17 protein-coding genes are annotated in these 14,386 nt (G+C 71.3%); all 17 read left to right on the top strand.

Annotated features, from left to right (window positions below):
- Positions 1-41: 41 nt before the first annotated feature.
- The 17 genes from rpiB (at position 42) to D7Y04_RS39615 (ending at position 14,382) form a co-directional block, all read left to right on the top strand.
- Positions 42-488 carry a ribose 5-phosphate isomerase B gene (gene rpiB / locus D7Y04_RS39695; protein WP_121762699.1) on the top strand — a complete coding sequence of 149 codons (447 nt, stop codon included), beginning with the start codon at positions 42-44 and terminating at the stop codon, positions 486-488.
- Positions 489-546: 58 nt separating this feature from the next.
- Positions 547-1,803, top strand: coding sequence for a serine hydroxymethyltransferase (gene glyA / locus D7Y04_RS39690; RefSeq protein WP_121762698.1), 1,257 nt, complete (start codon positions 547-549; stop codon positions 1,801-1,803).
- A 7-nt stretch (positions 1,804-1,810) separates the two neighbouring features.
- Positions 1,811-2,314 (top strand): transcriptional regulator NrdR, encoded by a 504-nt coding sequence (gene nrdR / locus D7Y04_RS39685; protein WP_120576295.1) that lies wholly within the window; start codon positions 1,811-1,813, stop codon positions 2,312-2,314.
- A 10-nt stretch (positions 2,315-2,324) separates the two neighbouring features.
- Positions 2,325-3,488 carry a bifunctional diaminohydroxyphosphoribosylaminopyrimidine deaminase/5-amino-6-(5-phosphoribosylamino)uracil reductase RibD gene (gene ribD, locus D7Y04_RS39680; protein ID WP_121762697.1) on the top strand — a complete coding sequence of 388 codons (1,164 nt, stop codon included), beginning with the start codon at positions 2,325-2,327 and terminating at the stop codon, positions 3,486-3,488.
- A gap of 40 nt (positions 3,489-3,528) precedes the next feature.
- Positions 3,529-4,194 carry a riboflavin synthase gene (locus D7Y04_RS39675; protein ID WP_121762696.1) on the top strand — a complete coding sequence of 222 codons (666 nt, stop codon included), beginning with the start codon at positions 3,529-3,531 and terminating at the stop codon, positions 4,192-4,194.
- A 26-nt stretch (positions 4,195-4,220) separates the two neighbouring features.
- Positions 4,221-4,721 carry a 6,7-dimethyl-8-ribityllumazine synthase gene (gene ribE, locus D7Y04_RS39670; RefSeq protein ID WP_120576292.1) on the top strand — a complete coding sequence of 167 codons (501 nt, stop codon included), beginning with the start codon at positions 4,221-4,223 and terminating at the stop codon, positions 4,719-4,721.
- Positions 4,722-4,726: 5 nt separating this feature from the next.
- Entirely contained in the window at positions 4,727-5,152 is a 426-nt protein-coding gene (gene nusB / locus D7Y04_RS39665; protein ID WP_120576291.1) for a transcription antitermination factor NusB, read from the top strand.
- A complete protein-coding gene (locus D7Y04_RS39660) occupies positions 5,149-5,640 on the top strand; it encodes a M17 family peptidase N-terminal domain-containing protein (RefSeq protein ID WP_120576290.1) in 492 nt (163 codons plus the stop codon). The genes nusB and D7Y04_RS39660 overlap by 4 nt, the downstream gene beginning before the upstream one ends.
- Positions 5,641-5,694: 54 nt before the next feature.
- A complete protein-coding gene (locus D7Y04_RS39655) occupies positions 5,695-6,069 on the top strand; it encodes a response regulator (protein WP_120567722.1) in 375 nt (124 codons plus the stop codon).
- Positions 6,066-8,297, top strand: coding sequence for a chemotaxis protein CheA (locus D7Y04_RS39650; RefSeq protein ID WP_121762695.1), 2,232 nt, complete (start codon positions 6,066-6,068; stop codon positions 8,295-8,297). Before D7Y04_RS39655 ends, D7Y04_RS39650 begins: the two co-directional genes overlap by 4 nt.
- Before the next feature lie 34 nt (positions 8,298-8,331).
- The gene (locus D7Y04_RS39645) at positions 8,332-8,895 is read left to right on the top strand and encodes a chemotaxis protein CheW (protein WP_120594240.1); all 564 of its coding nucleotides are present in this window, start codon (positions 8,332-8,334) and stop codon (positions 8,893-8,895) included.
- Positions 8,892-9,413, top strand: coding sequence for a chemotaxis protein CheW (locus D7Y04_RS39640; RefSeq protein ID WP_120594239.1), 522 nt, complete (start codon positions 8,892-8,894; stop codon positions 9,411-9,413). Before D7Y04_RS39645 ends, D7Y04_RS39640 begins: the two co-directional genes overlap by 4 nt.
- 46 nt (positions 9,414-9,459) lie before the next feature.
- Positions 9,460-9,849, top strand: a complete 390-nt coding sequence (locus tag D7Y04_RS39635) for a hypothetical protein (RefSeq protein WP_121762694.1) — start codon at positions 9,460-9,462, stop codon at positions 9,847-9,849.
- A gap of 159 nt (positions 9,850-10,008) precedes the next feature.
- Positions 10,009-12,000 carry a HEAT repeat domain-containing protein gene (locus tag D7Y04_RS39630; protein WP_120594237.1) on the top strand — a complete coding sequence of 664 codons (1,992 nt, stop codon included), beginning with the start codon at positions 10,009-10,011 and terminating at the stop codon, positions 11,998-12,000.
- Between the two features lie 13 nt (positions 12,001-12,013).
- Entirely contained in the window at positions 12,014-12,886 is an 873-nt protein-coding gene (locus tag D7Y04_RS39625; protein WP_171807060.1) for a protein-glutamate O-methyltransferase CheR, read from the top strand.
- A complete protein-coding gene (gene cheB, locus D7Y04_RS39620; RefSeq protein ID WP_121762693.1) occupies positions 12,886-13,929 on the top strand; it encodes a chemotaxis-specific protein-glutamate methyltransferase CheB in 1,044 nt (347 codons plus the stop codon). Before D7Y04_RS39625 ends, cheB begins: the two co-directional genes overlap by 1 nt.
- Positions 13,930-13,998: 69 nt before the next feature.
- A complete protein-coding gene (locus tag D7Y04_RS39615) occupies positions 13,999-14,382 on the top strand; it encodes a response regulator (protein WP_120594235.1) in 384 nt (127 codons plus the stop codon).
- Positions 14,383-14,386: the final 4 nt, after the last annotated feature.

Here is a 14,386-nt window from a genome sequence, read left to right as displayed (position 1 = left end):
CCCGCCCTCACGGCGCGGGCCCCGCCTTCCGGAGTCCGGCCGTGAAAGTCATCCTCGCCTCCGACCATGCGGGCATCGAGCTGCGCCAGGAACTGGTGGCGCTCCTGAAGGAGCGCGGCGCCGACTTCCAGGACCTGGGCCCCCAGACGCGTGAGTCCGTGGACTACCCGGACTTCGCCTCGCAGGTGGCCCGCCAGGTGGTGTCGGAAGAGGGCACGCTGGGTGTGCTGGTGTGTGGCACCGGCATCGGGATGAGCATCGTGGCCAACAAGCACCGGGGCATCCGGGCGGCCCTGTGCACCACCGAGTTCGAGGCTCGGATGACCCGCGCGCACAACGACGCCAACGTGTTGTGCCTGGGCCAGCGCGTGGTGGGCGCGGGCGTGGCGCGCGGCATCCTGGAGGCCTTCCTCTCCACCGCCTTCGAGGGCGGCCGCCACGAGAAGCGCGTCCAGAAGATTCGCGACGTCGAGGCCCAGCAGCGCTGACGGGCCGTGAGACGTCCCTTCGCAGTCCCCTTCGTTCGTACGCCAGGAGGCAACCCCCATGGAGAACACCCGCACGCTGTCCCAGGTGGATCCTGAAATCGCCCAGGTGCTCCGGCACGAGACGGAGCGTCAGGAGGAGGGGCTGGAGCTCATCGCCTCGGAGAACTTCGTCAGCCCCGCGGTGCTGGAAGCGGTGGGCTCCGTGCTCACCAACAAGTACGCGGAAGGCTACCCCGGCAAGCGCTACTACGGCGGCTGCGAGGTGGTGGACGTGGCGGAGAACCTGGCCATCGCGCGCGCGAAGGAGCTGTTCGGCGCGGACGCGGTGAACGTGCAGGCGCACTCCGGCAGCCAGGCCAACATGGGCGCCTTCATGGCGCTGATGAAGCCGGGTGAGACGATGCTGTCGCTGGACCTGAACTCCGGCGGCCACCTCACCCACGGCGCGGCGTTCAACTTCTCCGGCAAGCTCTACAAGGTCGTCCACTACGGCCTGTCCCGCGACACGGAGACCATCGACTTCGCGCAGGTGGAGTCGCTGGCCCTGGAGCACAAGCCCAAGGTGCTGGTGGTGGGCGCGAGCGCGTACCCGCGCACGCTCGACTTCGCGAAGTTCCGCGAAATCGCCGACAGGGTGGGCGCCGCCATGCTGGTGGACATGGCCCACATCGCGGGCCTGGTGGCCGCGGGCGTGCACCCGTCGCCGGTGCCCTTCGCTGAAATCGTCACCACGACGACGCACAAGACGCTGCGCGGCCCGCGCGGCGGCATGGTGCTCAGCCGTGAGGCCTTCGCGAAGACCATCAACAGCCAGATCTTCCCCGGCATCCAGGGCGGCCCGCTGATGCACGCCATCGCGGGCAAGGCGGTGGCCTTCAAGGAAGCGCTGTCGCCGGAGTTCAAGACGTACCAGAAGCAGATTGTCGCCAACGCGCAGGCGCTGGCGGAGGCGCTGAAGTCCGCCGGCCTGCGGCTGTGCTCGGGCGGTACGGACAACCACCTGATGCTGGTGGACCTGCGCGCCAAGAAGCTCACCGGCAAGGTGGCCGAGGACGTGCTGGGCAAGGCGGGCATCACGGTCAACAAGAACATGATCCCCTTCGACCCGGAGAAGCCCACGACGACCTCCGGCGTCCGGGTGGGCACCCCGGCCATCACCACGCGCGGCATGCGCGAGGCGGAGATGGCGGTGGTGGGCCGGCTCATCGGCCAGGCGCTGGACGCCGCGCAGGACGACGCGGCGCTCGCGCGGGTCAAGGGGCAGGTGAAGGAGTTGGCGCAGGGCTTCCCGCTGTACGCCTCGCGGTTGAAGTAGCCCGCCCGTGCGCTGCCCCTTCTGTCAGGACCCGGAGAACAAGGTCATCGACTCGCGAGAGTCGCACGAGGGCTCCGTCATCCGGCGGCGCCGCGAGTGCCTGGTCTGCAAGCGACGCTTCACCACGTATGAGCGGGTGGAGGAACTCTACCCTCTCATCGTGAAGAAGGACGGGCGCCGCGAGGCCTTCGACCGCGAGAAGATGCTCAACGGCCTGAAGAAGGCGTGTGAGAAGCGACCGGTGTCCGCCGCGCAGCTGGAGGCGACGGTGGAGGACATCGAGCGGCTGCTCCAGGGGATGGGGGAGAAAGAGGTTCCCTCCTCATCCATTGGCGAGCACGTGATGCGGCGGTTACAGCAACTGGACGAGGTGGCGTACGTTCGCTTCGCGTCCGTGTACCGAAGCTTCCGGGACATCTCCGAGTTCATGCACGAGCTGAAGGACCTGCTCGAGGACCAGGAGCGTGAGCGCAAGGCGAAGCCGCCTGTGACTCCGCCCAAGGACGGTTAGGAAGGGCGGTATGCGCTTGCTCACGAGGTCACGGTTGCAGGCGGTGAAGACGCCCCGCTCCAAGCGCGCGGCGGACTTCGACCACGCGGTGGCCGAGTTCTTCATGCGCATCGCCCTGGAAGAAGCCGCCAAGGGCCTGGGCCGCACCAGCCCCAACCCCGTCGTGGGTGCGGTGCTGGTGAAGGGCGGGCGCATCATCGCGCGCGGCCACCACAAGAAGGCCGGCACGGCGCACGCGGAGGTCGTGGCGCTGGAGGCCGCGGGCTCCAAGGCGCGCGGCGCGGACCTCTACACGACGCTGGAGCCGTGCGACCACTACGGGCGCACCCCGCCGTGCAGTCTGGCGGTGCTGGAGGCCGGCGTGCGGCGCGTGTTCAGCGCGTCCTCGGACCCGAATCCGCTCGTCAGCGGCAAGGGGCTCAACCGGCTCAAGCGCGGCGGCGTGGCGGTGGTGACGCACGTCCTGAAGGATGAAGCGGACGCGCTCAACCGGCCCTTCTTCAAGATGATGCGCACGGGCCTGCCGTGGGTGACGCTCAAGGCCGCGGTGACGCTGGACGGGAAGATCGCCGCGCCCTCCGGAGACTCGCGCTGGGTGACGGGCGAGGCGTCTCGCGCGTGGGTGCACCGGCTGCGCAACCAGGTGGACGCCATCCTCGTGGGCGCGAACACCGTGCGCATGGATGACCCGCAGCTCACCACGCGGCTGCCGGGCGGCGGGGGCAAGGACCCGGTGCGCGTGGTGGTGGACTCGCACCTCAAGCTGTCTCCGGGGCACACCGTCTTCACGCAGCGCAGCCCCGCGCGCACCGTCATCGCCACACTGGAGGACCCGGAGGGCCGGCGCGCCCGGCGCTTCCTGGCCCAGGGCGTGGAGGTGTGGAACGTTCGCGCGAAGCAGGACCGCGTGGACCTGAAGGCCGTGTTGAAGCGCGTGAAGAAGGAAGGGTTCAACCACGTGCTCGTGGAGGGCGGCGCGGGCCTGTACGGCACGCTGCTTCGCGAGCACCTGGCGGATGCGCTCGCCTTGTTCCTCGCTCCCAAGCTGGTGGGGGCCGGGGGCCTGTCGTGGGCGGGCGAACTGGGCGTGAAGGACATGGCCCACGCCCTGGCCGTGAAGGACCTGACGATGGAGAAGGTGGGGGACGACGTCCTCCTGCGCGCGCTGCTCTGAAGGCCAGCGCCCGGCCGGGCCATCCGTTAAGGTTCCGGCCATGTTCACCGGACTCATCCAGGACACTGGCACCGTCACCCGCGTCACCACCGGCGCGATGACCGACTTCTGGATTCGCACCTCGCTGGGCGCGGAGGCCTTCGCCCTGGGTGAATCCATCGCCGTGGATGGCGCCTGCCTCACCGTCGTGGAGAAGGGTGGGGATACCTTCCGCGTGCAGGCGGCCCCGGAGACGCTGCGGCGCACCACCCTGGGGGCCCGGAAGACGGGCGACAAGGTGAACCTGGAGCGGGCGCTCGCCCTGGGGGACCGGCTGGGCGGACACCTGGTGTCGGGGCACGTGGACGCCGTCAGTGAAGTGCTGGAGACGTTCGCGGAGGGCGGCTCGTGGGTGATGGTGTTCCGGCTGCCCCCGGAGCTGGCGCCCTGCTTCATCGAGAAGGGCTCCGTCACCATCGACGGCATCAGCCTCACGGTGAACGCGGTGGATGCCAGCACCTTCCGGGTACAGCTGATTCCGGAGACGCAGGAGCGCACCACCCTGCACGGAAAGGGGCCCGGGGCCCGGGTGAACCTGGAGGGCGACCTCATTGGCAAGTACGTGGCCCGGCTGTACGCCCTCCGGGGCGCCCCGGAGGCCGCCGCCCAGGGCGCGGGGCTGACGGAGGCGGTGGTGCGGGCCGCGGGTTTCAGCCCTCGCGGGTAGGGGCTCGGGTGGTGTAAGAGCGCGCCATGCCTCGCTATTTCGAAGGGGATTTCCTCCCCCCCCAGGGCCGGTTCGCCATCTGCGTGTCCCGGTTCAACAGCTTCATCACGGAGGAGCTCTTGAAGGGCGCCGTGGACACCCTGGTGCGCCATGGCGTGAAGGACGACGCCATCGACGTGTACCGCTGCCCCGGCACCTATGAGCTGCCCGGCGTCACCCGCCGCGTGTCGGAGGGTGGCCAGTACGCGGGCATCATCGTCCTGGGCGCGGTGATTCGCGGCGGCACCCCCCACTTCGACTACGTGGCTGGCGAGTGCGCCAAGGGCATTGGTTCGGTGGCGTTCAGCGCCGCGGCGGGCCCCCGGCCTGCGGCGGTGACGTTCGGCGTCCTCACGTGCGATACCGTGGAGCAGGCCATCGACCGGGCGGGCGTGAAGGCGGGCAACAAGGGCGCGGAGGCCACGCTGGCCTGCATCGAGATGGTCAACCTCTTCGCGCGGATGTCCGGCGCGGAGCGAAAGGGATAACCGCGATGGGCGCGCGCAGAACGGCACGAGAGCGGGCGCTGCAGGCGCTCTACAAGTTGGAGATGACCCAGGGCGCCACCACGCGGGAGGCCCTGGACGCGGCGTGGGCCGCCTCCTCGGAGGACGGTACGCCGGAGCCGGACGCGGTGAAGTTCGCCAAGGAGATCGTGGAGGGCGTGGAGGCCCACCGCGAGGAGATTGACGGGCTCATCGAACGCCACAGCCACAACTGGCGCCTGGACCGCATGTCCCGCATCGACCGGAACGTGCTGCGGCTGGGCATCTTCGAGCTGAAGTACCGCCCGGACATCCCCCGCAAGGTGACCATCAACGAGGCGGTGGAGCTGGGGAAGAACTTCGGCAACGAGGAGTCGAGCGCCTTCGTCAACGGCCTCTTGGACCGCGTCGCGGTGGCGCTCGGGAAGCCGTGAGCCAGACGCAGACCCTGGACGTGGGCCTGGAGGGCCTGGACGCGCTGAACGGGGTGGACGCCCTCTGCCTCTTCGTGGCCGAGGACGACCGCCCCCTGCCGTCCTCCGCCGGCTACGTGGACTGGCGGCTGTGCGGCGCCCTGTCTCGCGTGCTCCAGGGTGGGTTCTTCACCGGCGTGAAGGACGACTGGCTCCTGTTGCCGTCGGACGGGAAGCTGACCGTGCCGCGCATCTTCGTGGTGGGGCTGGGCTCCCGGAAGCGCATGGACGCGGCCTCGCTGGGTGAGGCGCTGGCGGGCGCGGCGAAGGTCTTGAGCCGCGCGAAGGTGGAGTCCGTGGCCTTGGAGGTGCCTCAAGGGTCTTCCTTGAGCGACTCCGCTCGGGCGGAGGCGTACCAGCGGCAGTTCCTGCCCGCGTTCAAGGGGGGACGGGTATCCCTCCTCGCGGACAAGGGCCTTGTCGGGTCGCTGTCATCCCGGAAGGGTTGACGCGCAGCGGCCAGACAGGGGTTCTGCTAGCATCCGGCCCTTGAGGCGCGCGCGATGAAGTTCAAGGTGTTGATCGTCGAGGACTCCAAGGTGTCGCGCGAGCACATCGCCGCGACCGTGGAGGCCGTGGACGGCGTCGAGGCCGTCACCACCGCCAGCGGCTTCGAGGCGCTGAAGCTGCTGCCGCGCCAGCGCTTCGACCTGATCATCACCGACATCAACATGCCCGACATCAACGGGCTGGAACTCATCAACTTCGTCAAGAAGAACCCCAACTACCGGGACGTGCCGCTCATCATCGTCACCACCGAGGGGCGTGAGCAGGACCGTTCGCGGGGCATGGCGCTGGGCGCCGCTGGCTACCTGGTGAAGCCGTTCCAGCCGGCGGACCTGGAGGCGCTCCTGCGGCGCTTCCTGAAGCCTCTGTGACGCCTGGGGGCAAGGCGCTGGCGGAGTTCGTCGCCGAGGCCACCGAAATCCTGGATGCGCTGGGGCGCGACCTGCTGGCCCTGGACGAGGCGCGGGGCCTGGAGGCGGACCCCGAGCACATCAACGGCATCTTCCGCGCGGCGCACTCGCTCAAGGGCCTGTCGGGCCTCTTCGGCCAGGAGCGCATCACCCAGCTGGCGCACGCGGCGGAGGACCTGCTGGACCGCCTTCGGCTGGGCCGGCTGACGCTGGACGACCAGGTCCTGGACACGCTGGTGGACGCGCTGGACACGTTCCAGGCGCTGCTCGGGGAGGCGTCCCGGAGCGAGGAGGGCCCCGAGCTCTCCCAGCGCACCCGCGACATGGAGGACCGCATGGCGCGGCTGGGGTCGCCCCCGCCCGCCGTGGAAGAGGATCCGCTGGAGCGGCTGGAGCTGGACGCGACGGTGCGCGCCGTCTTCACCGAGTACGAAGAACACCGGCTGCGCGAGAACGTGCGGCGCGGGGTGGCGCTGTGGCGGGTGCGCGCGGCGTTCGACCTCACGGACTTCGACCAGGGACTCGCGGACCTGAACGCGCGCCTCAAGCCCCTGGGCGAGGTCATCAGCACGCTGCCCTCGTCGCGGCCGGGCGGCTCCACCGGCATCGCGTTCGATCTCATCTTCGGCGCGAAGGTAGGCGCGCAAGCACTGGAGGACGGCCTCCGGGGCACGCCCGCTGAGCTGGCGCCGCTGTCCGTCCGGCCGCCGGAATCGGGCACGCCGGGGCCCTCGTTCGACATGCCTCGGCCACGCGATGCCGCGACCGTGCGCGAAGACGTCGAGGTGCTGCCTCCGGAGGACGAGGACGCGGAGGGGCCGGTGGAGACCCGAGGCCTCGCGACCGTGTCCGCGCACCCGGGAGCAAGCCCTCCGCGCATGCGGGCGGTGACGCCTCCGGCCACGGTGGTGGGGCTCCAGGCCGCCGCATCCGCGCCCCTCTCCGCGGGCCGTCCCAAGGCGGAAGAGACGTCCCTGCGCTCGCTCACGCAGACGGTGCGCGTGGACATCGGGCGGTTGGACGGGCTCATCAACATGGTGGGCGAGCTGTTGCTCATCAAGGCCAACCTCCAGCGGCTGGCGGAGACGTCCCGGCAGGACGGCACCGTCGCGCTGTCCAAGCTCTTCGGCCAGGAGCTGTCGCGGGAGACGCGGCAGCTGGAGCGCAAGCTGGAGGCGCTCCAGGAGGGATTGCTCGAAGCGCGCATGGTCCCGGTGGGCCAGGTCTTCGACAAGCTGGCGCGGCTGGTGCGGAAGATTGCCCGCGAGGCCGGCAAGGAGATCGACTTCGTCAGCTCCGGCGGCGAGGTGGAGCTGGACAAGCTCATCGTGGAGGAGCTCAGCGATCCGCTGATGCACCTCATCCGCAACGCCATCGACCACGGCGCGGAGGGCCCGGAGTCGCGGCTGTCCGCGGGCAAGCCCCGGCGCGCGACGGTGCGGCTGCGCGCGGAGCAGAAGGGCAACCACGTCGTCATCAGCGTGTCCGACGACGGCTCGGGCATCGACGAGGTGCGCGTGCGCGAGGTGGCGCTGTCGCGCGGGCTTGTCACCCCGTCGCAGGTCAGTGAGATGACGCGGCGCGAGCTGCTCAACCTCATCTTCCTGCCGGGCTTCTCCACCCGCTCCAGCGTCAGCTCGCTCTCCGGAAGAGGCGTGGGCCTGGACGTGGTGAAGAACAACCTGGGCAACCTCTCCGGCATCATCGACGTGTGGAGCGAGCGCGGGAAGGGCACGGCCTTCCACCTGACGCTGCCGGTGACGCTGGCCATCGTGCGCGCGCTGGTGGTGGGCGTCAGCGGCCGCACCTACGCGGTGCCGCTCAACAGCGTGCTGGAAATCCTGTCCGTGCAGCCGCGCGACATCCGCACCGTGGAGCGGCGCGAGGTGCTGGACCTGCGTGGCCAGACGCTGCCCTTCCTTCGGCTGGGGCGCCTGTTCCACCTGCCGGAGCGAGAGGTGAACCGTCACTTCGTCGTCGTGGTGGGCCTGGCGCAGCAGCGACTGGGCATCGCGGTGGACGAGCTGTTCGGCCAGCAGGACATCGTCACCAAGCCCCTGGGCGGCCGGCTGAGCCGCGTGAAGGGCATCTCCGGCGCCACCGACCTGGGCAACCGCCGCACCGTCCTGGTGCTGGATGTCGCGGAACTCCTGGAAGAGGGCATCGCGCAGGAGCGGCGCCGCGCTTGAGGCGTCCGCGCCGGGGGCTGCTATCCTCCCGGGCGTGTCCCGTTTCGAAGCCCTGCTCGACGCGTTCTTCTACCGCCCGGACGAGGACGTCGGCGGCCTGCTGGACTTCGCGGCGGGCAGTGACGACCTGGCGCAGCCGCTGCTGGAGGAGGAGCCCGTCGAGTACCTGGCCTTCCGCCTGGAGGCGGAGTGCTACGCGGTGCCCATCCTCGCGGTGAGGGAGATCTGCAAGGTGCCGCTGCTCACGGAGATTCCGCGCGCGGAGCCGCAGCTGTTGGGCGTGATGAACCTGCGCGGGGAGCTGTTGCCCGTCTACGACGTGAAGCTGCGGCTGCGGCTGGCGGACGTGCCTCCGCTGGTGGCGGGGCCGGACGCGGGGCTGCCGCCCCGGGCCGCGCGCATCCTGGTGCTCAAGACGGAGGACGGGCCCGCGGGCGTATGGGTGGACTCGGTGGCGGGCGTGGTGCGCCTCAAGCCGTCCATGGTGGAGCTGTCGCCCGCGGGGCTGCGTGGAGACCGGGACTGCGTGGCGGGGTTGGGGCGCAAGGGCTCGCAGCTCTACATCCTGTTGGATCCGGAGCAGGCGCTCGCCCCATGACGGACCCCGTGAACCTGATGGTCCGCCGACCGCGCGGCGAGACGACCTCCGAGACGCCCTCGGCCGAGGTGCAGCTGTGCGCCTTCTTCGTGGGCAACGAGGAGTACGTCCTGGACATCATGCGAGTGGAGGAGATCCTTCCGCCCCAGCGCGTGATTCCCATCCCGCACGCGCCTGCCTTCGTGGAGGGCGTGCTGCACCTGCGCGGCGCGATGCTGCCCGTGGTGGACCTGCGACGGCGACTGCTGGGCGAGCCCGCACAGGAGACTCGGCGCACGCGCCTGCTCGTGTGCCGGCTGGGAACGCGGCGCGTGGTGACGCGGGTGGACCGCGTGGCGGAGGTGCTGCGCGTGCGCCGGGCTGACATCAAGCCCGCGCCGGCGCTCATGGCCGGGGGGCGCACGCCGTTCGTGGTGGGCGTGTGCGGACCGCCGGAGCGGCTGCGGCTGCTGCTGGACTTGAAGGCGCTCCTGCGCGCGGAGCTGGAGCGAGACTCCCGCCTGCCGCCCGCTGGCTGAGCGCGCCGTTTTCGGCGTGCGCATCCCGGCTTTAGGAGGGGGCCTCATGCGAGACCTGAGCGGGCACCGGAAGTCCCTGGGGTTCCTCTACCTGTTCGTGCACATGCTGATGCTGGCGGGCACGGGCGTGCTGGCGTACGTCACGGCCGCCCTGGGCTTCGTCGCCGCCGCCGGCAGGTCTGCCCCCGCGATGCCGGTGTGGGAGAACCCGCTCGTCCTCGCGATGGCGGGCATCTTCGTGGTGCTCCTGGCGGCGTCCATCGCAGGGCTCGCCCTGGGCCTGGGGCTCGTGCGCAGCCGCCCCGTCTCCAAGGGCCTGGCGACGTTGCTCGCCCTCGTGGCCCTGCCCACTTTTCCACTAGGTACGGTGCTGGGCGTCTACTCGCTCTGGTTCTTCGGTCAGGAGGGCTGGGACGCGGACCTCCAGGAGGCCTGAGCGCGCCGCGTGTGGCGAAGGGTGCGAAGGTGAACGTTTCCATCCGGCGCAGGGCTGCCCACCTGCGGTGGGCGCAGTCTCGTGGGACGCGACTCCCCCGGCGGCTTCGAGCAGGATGGAGCCAAACCGAGCAACACGAGCCCCGAAGGAGGACGGCGGATGAGCGACACGGTGCGGTCCCCCGCGGGGCAGGAAGAGGCGCGGTATCGGGCATTGCAGGCGGTGGATCCGCGTGCGCCCGGAGCCCTGGAGACCTTCACCACCGGTCTGCATGACGAGAGCTGGCGCGTGCGCCACGCGGCGGCGGAAGGACTGCGCCGCGTGCCGGATGCGCCGGGCGTCACCGCGCGGCTCGTCTCCGTCCTGGGCAAACGCGGCGAGACGGGCGCTCGCAACGCGGCGGCCGAGGCGCTGGCCGGAATGGGGCCGGTGGCAATCCCGCCGCTGGTGCACCTGCTGGAGCACGAGGATCCGGATCAGCGGAAGCTGGCGGCGGACATCCTGGGCCAGCTGGGCCGCCCGGAGGTGGAGGACGTGCTCCTGCGCGCGCTCTCCGACGACGACCTCAACGTGCGCGTGGCGGCCGCGGAGGCACTGGGCCGGATGGGCGGGGACGCCGCGGCGAGGGCGCTGGAAGGCCTGCTGGACGCGCCCACGCCCCTGTTGCGGCTGGCTGCGCTGGAGGGGCTCGCGTCGCTCAAGCGCGCCCCCCCGCTGGAGCGGGTGATGGCGCTGGTGGAGGATCCGGGAGTGCAGCGCAGCGCCCTGCGGCTCCTCGGCCTGTACCCGCCGGGCGTGTCCACGGAGCGCATCTGCCGCGCGCTGGCGTCGCCGGTGCGCTCGGTGCGCGAGGCGGCGCTCGTCGCGCTGGGGAAGCAGGCCGTGGGACTGGGCCCGTACGAGCGCGGTGAGCTGGATGCGGTGGCGCGCTCGGTGCTGAGCGGCATCCCGGGAGTGACGGCGCACGTGGCGGAGGCCCTGAACGGCGATGACGTCCGGGTGCGGGCCGGCGCGCTGGTGGCGGCCGGAGCGCTGGGCGAAGCGTCGCTCGCGGTGGCGGTGGCGGAGGTGGCGCGCGAGGACCGGCTGCTGCGCGAGGTGCTCTTCACGCTGGGCCAGCTGGGGCCGGAGGGGAGGCGCCTGCTGCTCGGGAGCATGGGCACGCTGTCGCTGCCCGCGCGCACGGTGGCGGCCGAGGCGCTGGTGCTGCTGGTGGACTCGACGTCGGTGCCGGAGCTGTGCGCGCTCCTGGAGTGGGCGGAGGACGACCTGCGCGCGGTGGTGGTGCGCGCGCTGGGGCGCACGCACTCGCCGGATGCCGTGGCGCCGCTGGTGGAGCTGCTCTCGGACCCCGCGCTGTCGGGCATGGCGGCGCGAGCGCTGGAGCAGCTGACCGTGGCCCACCCGCTGACGGCGCTGGCCGCGCTGGAGGCGGCGGTGGAGCAGCGCACGACGCCCGCGGCGGTGGCGGTGCTGGGCCGGTTGGGGGGAGCGCGGGTGCTGCCCGTGCTGCGGCGGATTGCTCGCGATGAAGACGCTTCCTGGCGCGCGGCGGCGGTGGAGGCCGCGAGCCGGGCGGACGGCGAGGCAGGCATGGAGCTGGCGCGCGGCGCGCTGGCGGACGAGTCCCCCAAGGTGCGCATCGCCGCGGTGCGCTCCCTGGGACAGCAGGGCGGCAGAGGGGCCGCGACGTTCCTGGGGCTCGCGCTGAAGGATGAGGACCGCGGCGTGCGCGTGGCCGCGGTGGAGGCCGTGGGCGTGGCGGGCGCGAAGGAGCGCTCGCCGGACCTGGAGGCCCTGGTGCGCCATGGCGACGGCGCGCTCGCGATGCTGGCGGTGCGCGCGCTGACGAAGCTGGGCACGGTGGGCGCGGGCGTGCTGTGGGACGCGCTCAGCCATCACGACGCGGAGGTGGTGAAGGCGGCGTTGGCGGCGCTGGGGTCGGCGGAGGCCTCGGCGGATGGGGCGGCGCTGGCGGTGTCGCTGCTGGGCCATCCCCGCTGGGACGTGCGGGCGACCGCGGCGCGCGTGCTGGGTGGGCTGGGGCGGCCGGAGTGCCTGCCCGCACTCGAGCAGGCGATGGCGGTGGAGCAGGACGCGCTGGCCCAGGTGGCGCTGGCGGAAGCGGTCGTCCGGTTGTCGGGGCGCTGAGGAGAGGACTCGGATGCCACGCTTCGACGAGGGCCGCCCGGAGATGACGCTGGAGGAGTTCCGGCTGCTGCGTGACCACGTCTACGCTCACTGTGGAATCCTCATCCACGAGAACATGAAGTTCGTGATGGAGCGCCGGCTGTGGCCCCGGCTGGAGGCGCTGGGGATCCAGGACTTCGGCTCCTACCACCGCTACCTGCGCTACGACGCCCAGCGCAGCGCGGAGCTGGAAGCGGCGGTGGAGTCCCTCACCACGCACGAGACGTACTTCTTCCGCGAACCCGCGCAGCTCAAGGCCTTCTGCGAGGAGTTGCTCCCCATCCTGGAGAAGCGCAACGCGCACACGCGGCGCCTGCGGCTGTGGTCGGCGGGGTGTTCCTCCGGTGAGGAGGCGTACACGCTGGCCATGTTGCTCAAGGAGAGTGGCCGCTTCGACGACTGGGACGTGGAGGTCCTGGGCACGGACCTGTCGCGCCGCGTGCTGGCCGTGGCCCGCCGCGCCGAGTACGGCCCCAGCGCCCTGCGCGCGACGCCGCCGGACCTGCTGGAGCGCTACTTCGTGCCCGTGGGGGTGAACCGCGTCCGCGTGCGCGACGACGTGAAGGCGTGGGTGAACTTCGGTCACCACAACCTGTCGGACGTGGCGGGCAGCCAGTTGGTGCCGCGCTCGGACGTCGTCTTCTGCCGCAACGTGATGATCTACTTCGACCTGGCCGCGCGACGCCGCGTGCTGGGCGTCATCCGCGACCGGCTCTGTCCCGGGGGCTACCTGCTCCTGGGCCACGCGGAGAACCTGCTCAGCCTGGGCGCGGACTTCGAACTGGTGCACCTGAAGGGCGACCTCGTCTACCGCCGGCCCGAGCTTCCGGGCGGGGAGGGCCGCTGATGGGACGCCCGCTCACGGTGCTCGTCATCGACGACTCGGCCACCAACCGCCGCACGCTCACCACGCTGCTGGAGTCCTCCCAGGAGGTGATGGTGCTGGACTGGGCCCAGGACGGCGAGGAGGGGCTCAAGAAGGTCCTGGACCTGAAGCCCGACGTGGTGACGCTGGACCTGGAGATGCCCCGGCTGGGCGGCCACACGTTCCTGCGGCTGCTCATGCGCGCGGCGCCCACGCCCGTCATCGTCATCTCCAGCTACGCGCACCGCTCGGACGTGGGCAAGGCGCTGGAGTTGGGCGCGGTCGACTTCATCGCCAAGCCGCCCCAGGTCACGCCAGCGGCGCTGGAGCACTTGCGGCGGGAGCTCATCGACAAGGTGCTCGCGGCGCGCCACGTGAAGGCCGGGGGACGCCACGGAGCCGCGCCGCGCGGCGTCGTGTTGTCGGGGGATGTGCCGCAGATCATCGCCGTGGGCGCGTCCACCGGCGGGCCTCCCGCGGTGCAGCGGCTCCTGGAGGGACTGGCCACCGAGCCGACCGTCAGCGTGCTGGTGGGCCAGCACATGCCGTCGCAGTTCACCAAGGCCTTCGCGGAGCGGTTGGATCGCATCGGCCCCTTCACGGTGAGGGAGGCGTGCGAGGGCGACGTGGTGAAGCCGGGCCACGTCTACATCGCGCCGGGAGGCCGCCACCTGTTGCTGTCTGACCGCACCGGGCGCCTGGAACTGCGCACGCCGTCGCCGGTGCCCGCGGACAAGTATGCACCGTCAGTGGACCGGCTCTTCGAGAGCGCGGCGGACGTGCTGGGCCCGCGCGCGGTGGCGGTGGTGCTGACGGGGATGGGAGCGGATGGGGCGCAGGGCGTGCGCGCGGTCCGCCGCGAGGGCGGCGAGACGTGGGCCGAGTCCGAGGACACGGCGGTGGTGTACGGCATGCCCAAGGAGGCCATCGCCACGGGCGCGGTGAGCCGGGTGCTGGCCCTGGACGCCATCGGGACGGAGCTGGCCGCGCTGGTGCGCCGCCGACGGCAGTCCGGCGGGCAGTGAATCGCTGGCTGCATGACAGCCGCCGCACAATCCCGGGCCGGACGGCGCGCGGGTGCTAGGCTGGTGTCCATGTCGCAGCAGATCCGCGCGCTGGTGGTGGATGACTCGCAGGCCATGCGCCGCAGCATCATGTACGCGCTCCAGCGCCTGGCCGACGTGGTCTGCATCGAGGCACAGGACGGCGTGGAGGGGCTGAAGAAGCTCACCACGCAGGGCCGCTTCGACCTGGTGATGACGGACATCAACATGCCGTTGATGGACGGGCTGAAGCTCATCCACCACATCCGCCAGACGGAAGAGCACCGGGCGGTGCCCATCGTCGTGGTGACGACGGAGGGCGCGGCGGCGGACCGCGAGCGAGCCATGGCGCTGGGAGCCACGGCCTACCTGGTGAAGCCCGTGCAGGCCCGCGTGGTGCTGGACACGGTGAAGGAACTGCTGAAGCTCGGCTGAGCTT

This window comes from Corallococcus sp. AB038B, from assembly GCF_003668955.1.
Lineage (GTDB): Bacteria > Myxococcota > Myxococcia > Myxococcales > Myxococcaceae > Corallococcus > Corallococcus exiguus.
The sequence above is the reverse complement of the archived record's forward strand: the minus strand, read 5'-3'. Positions and strand labels throughout refer to the sequence as shown.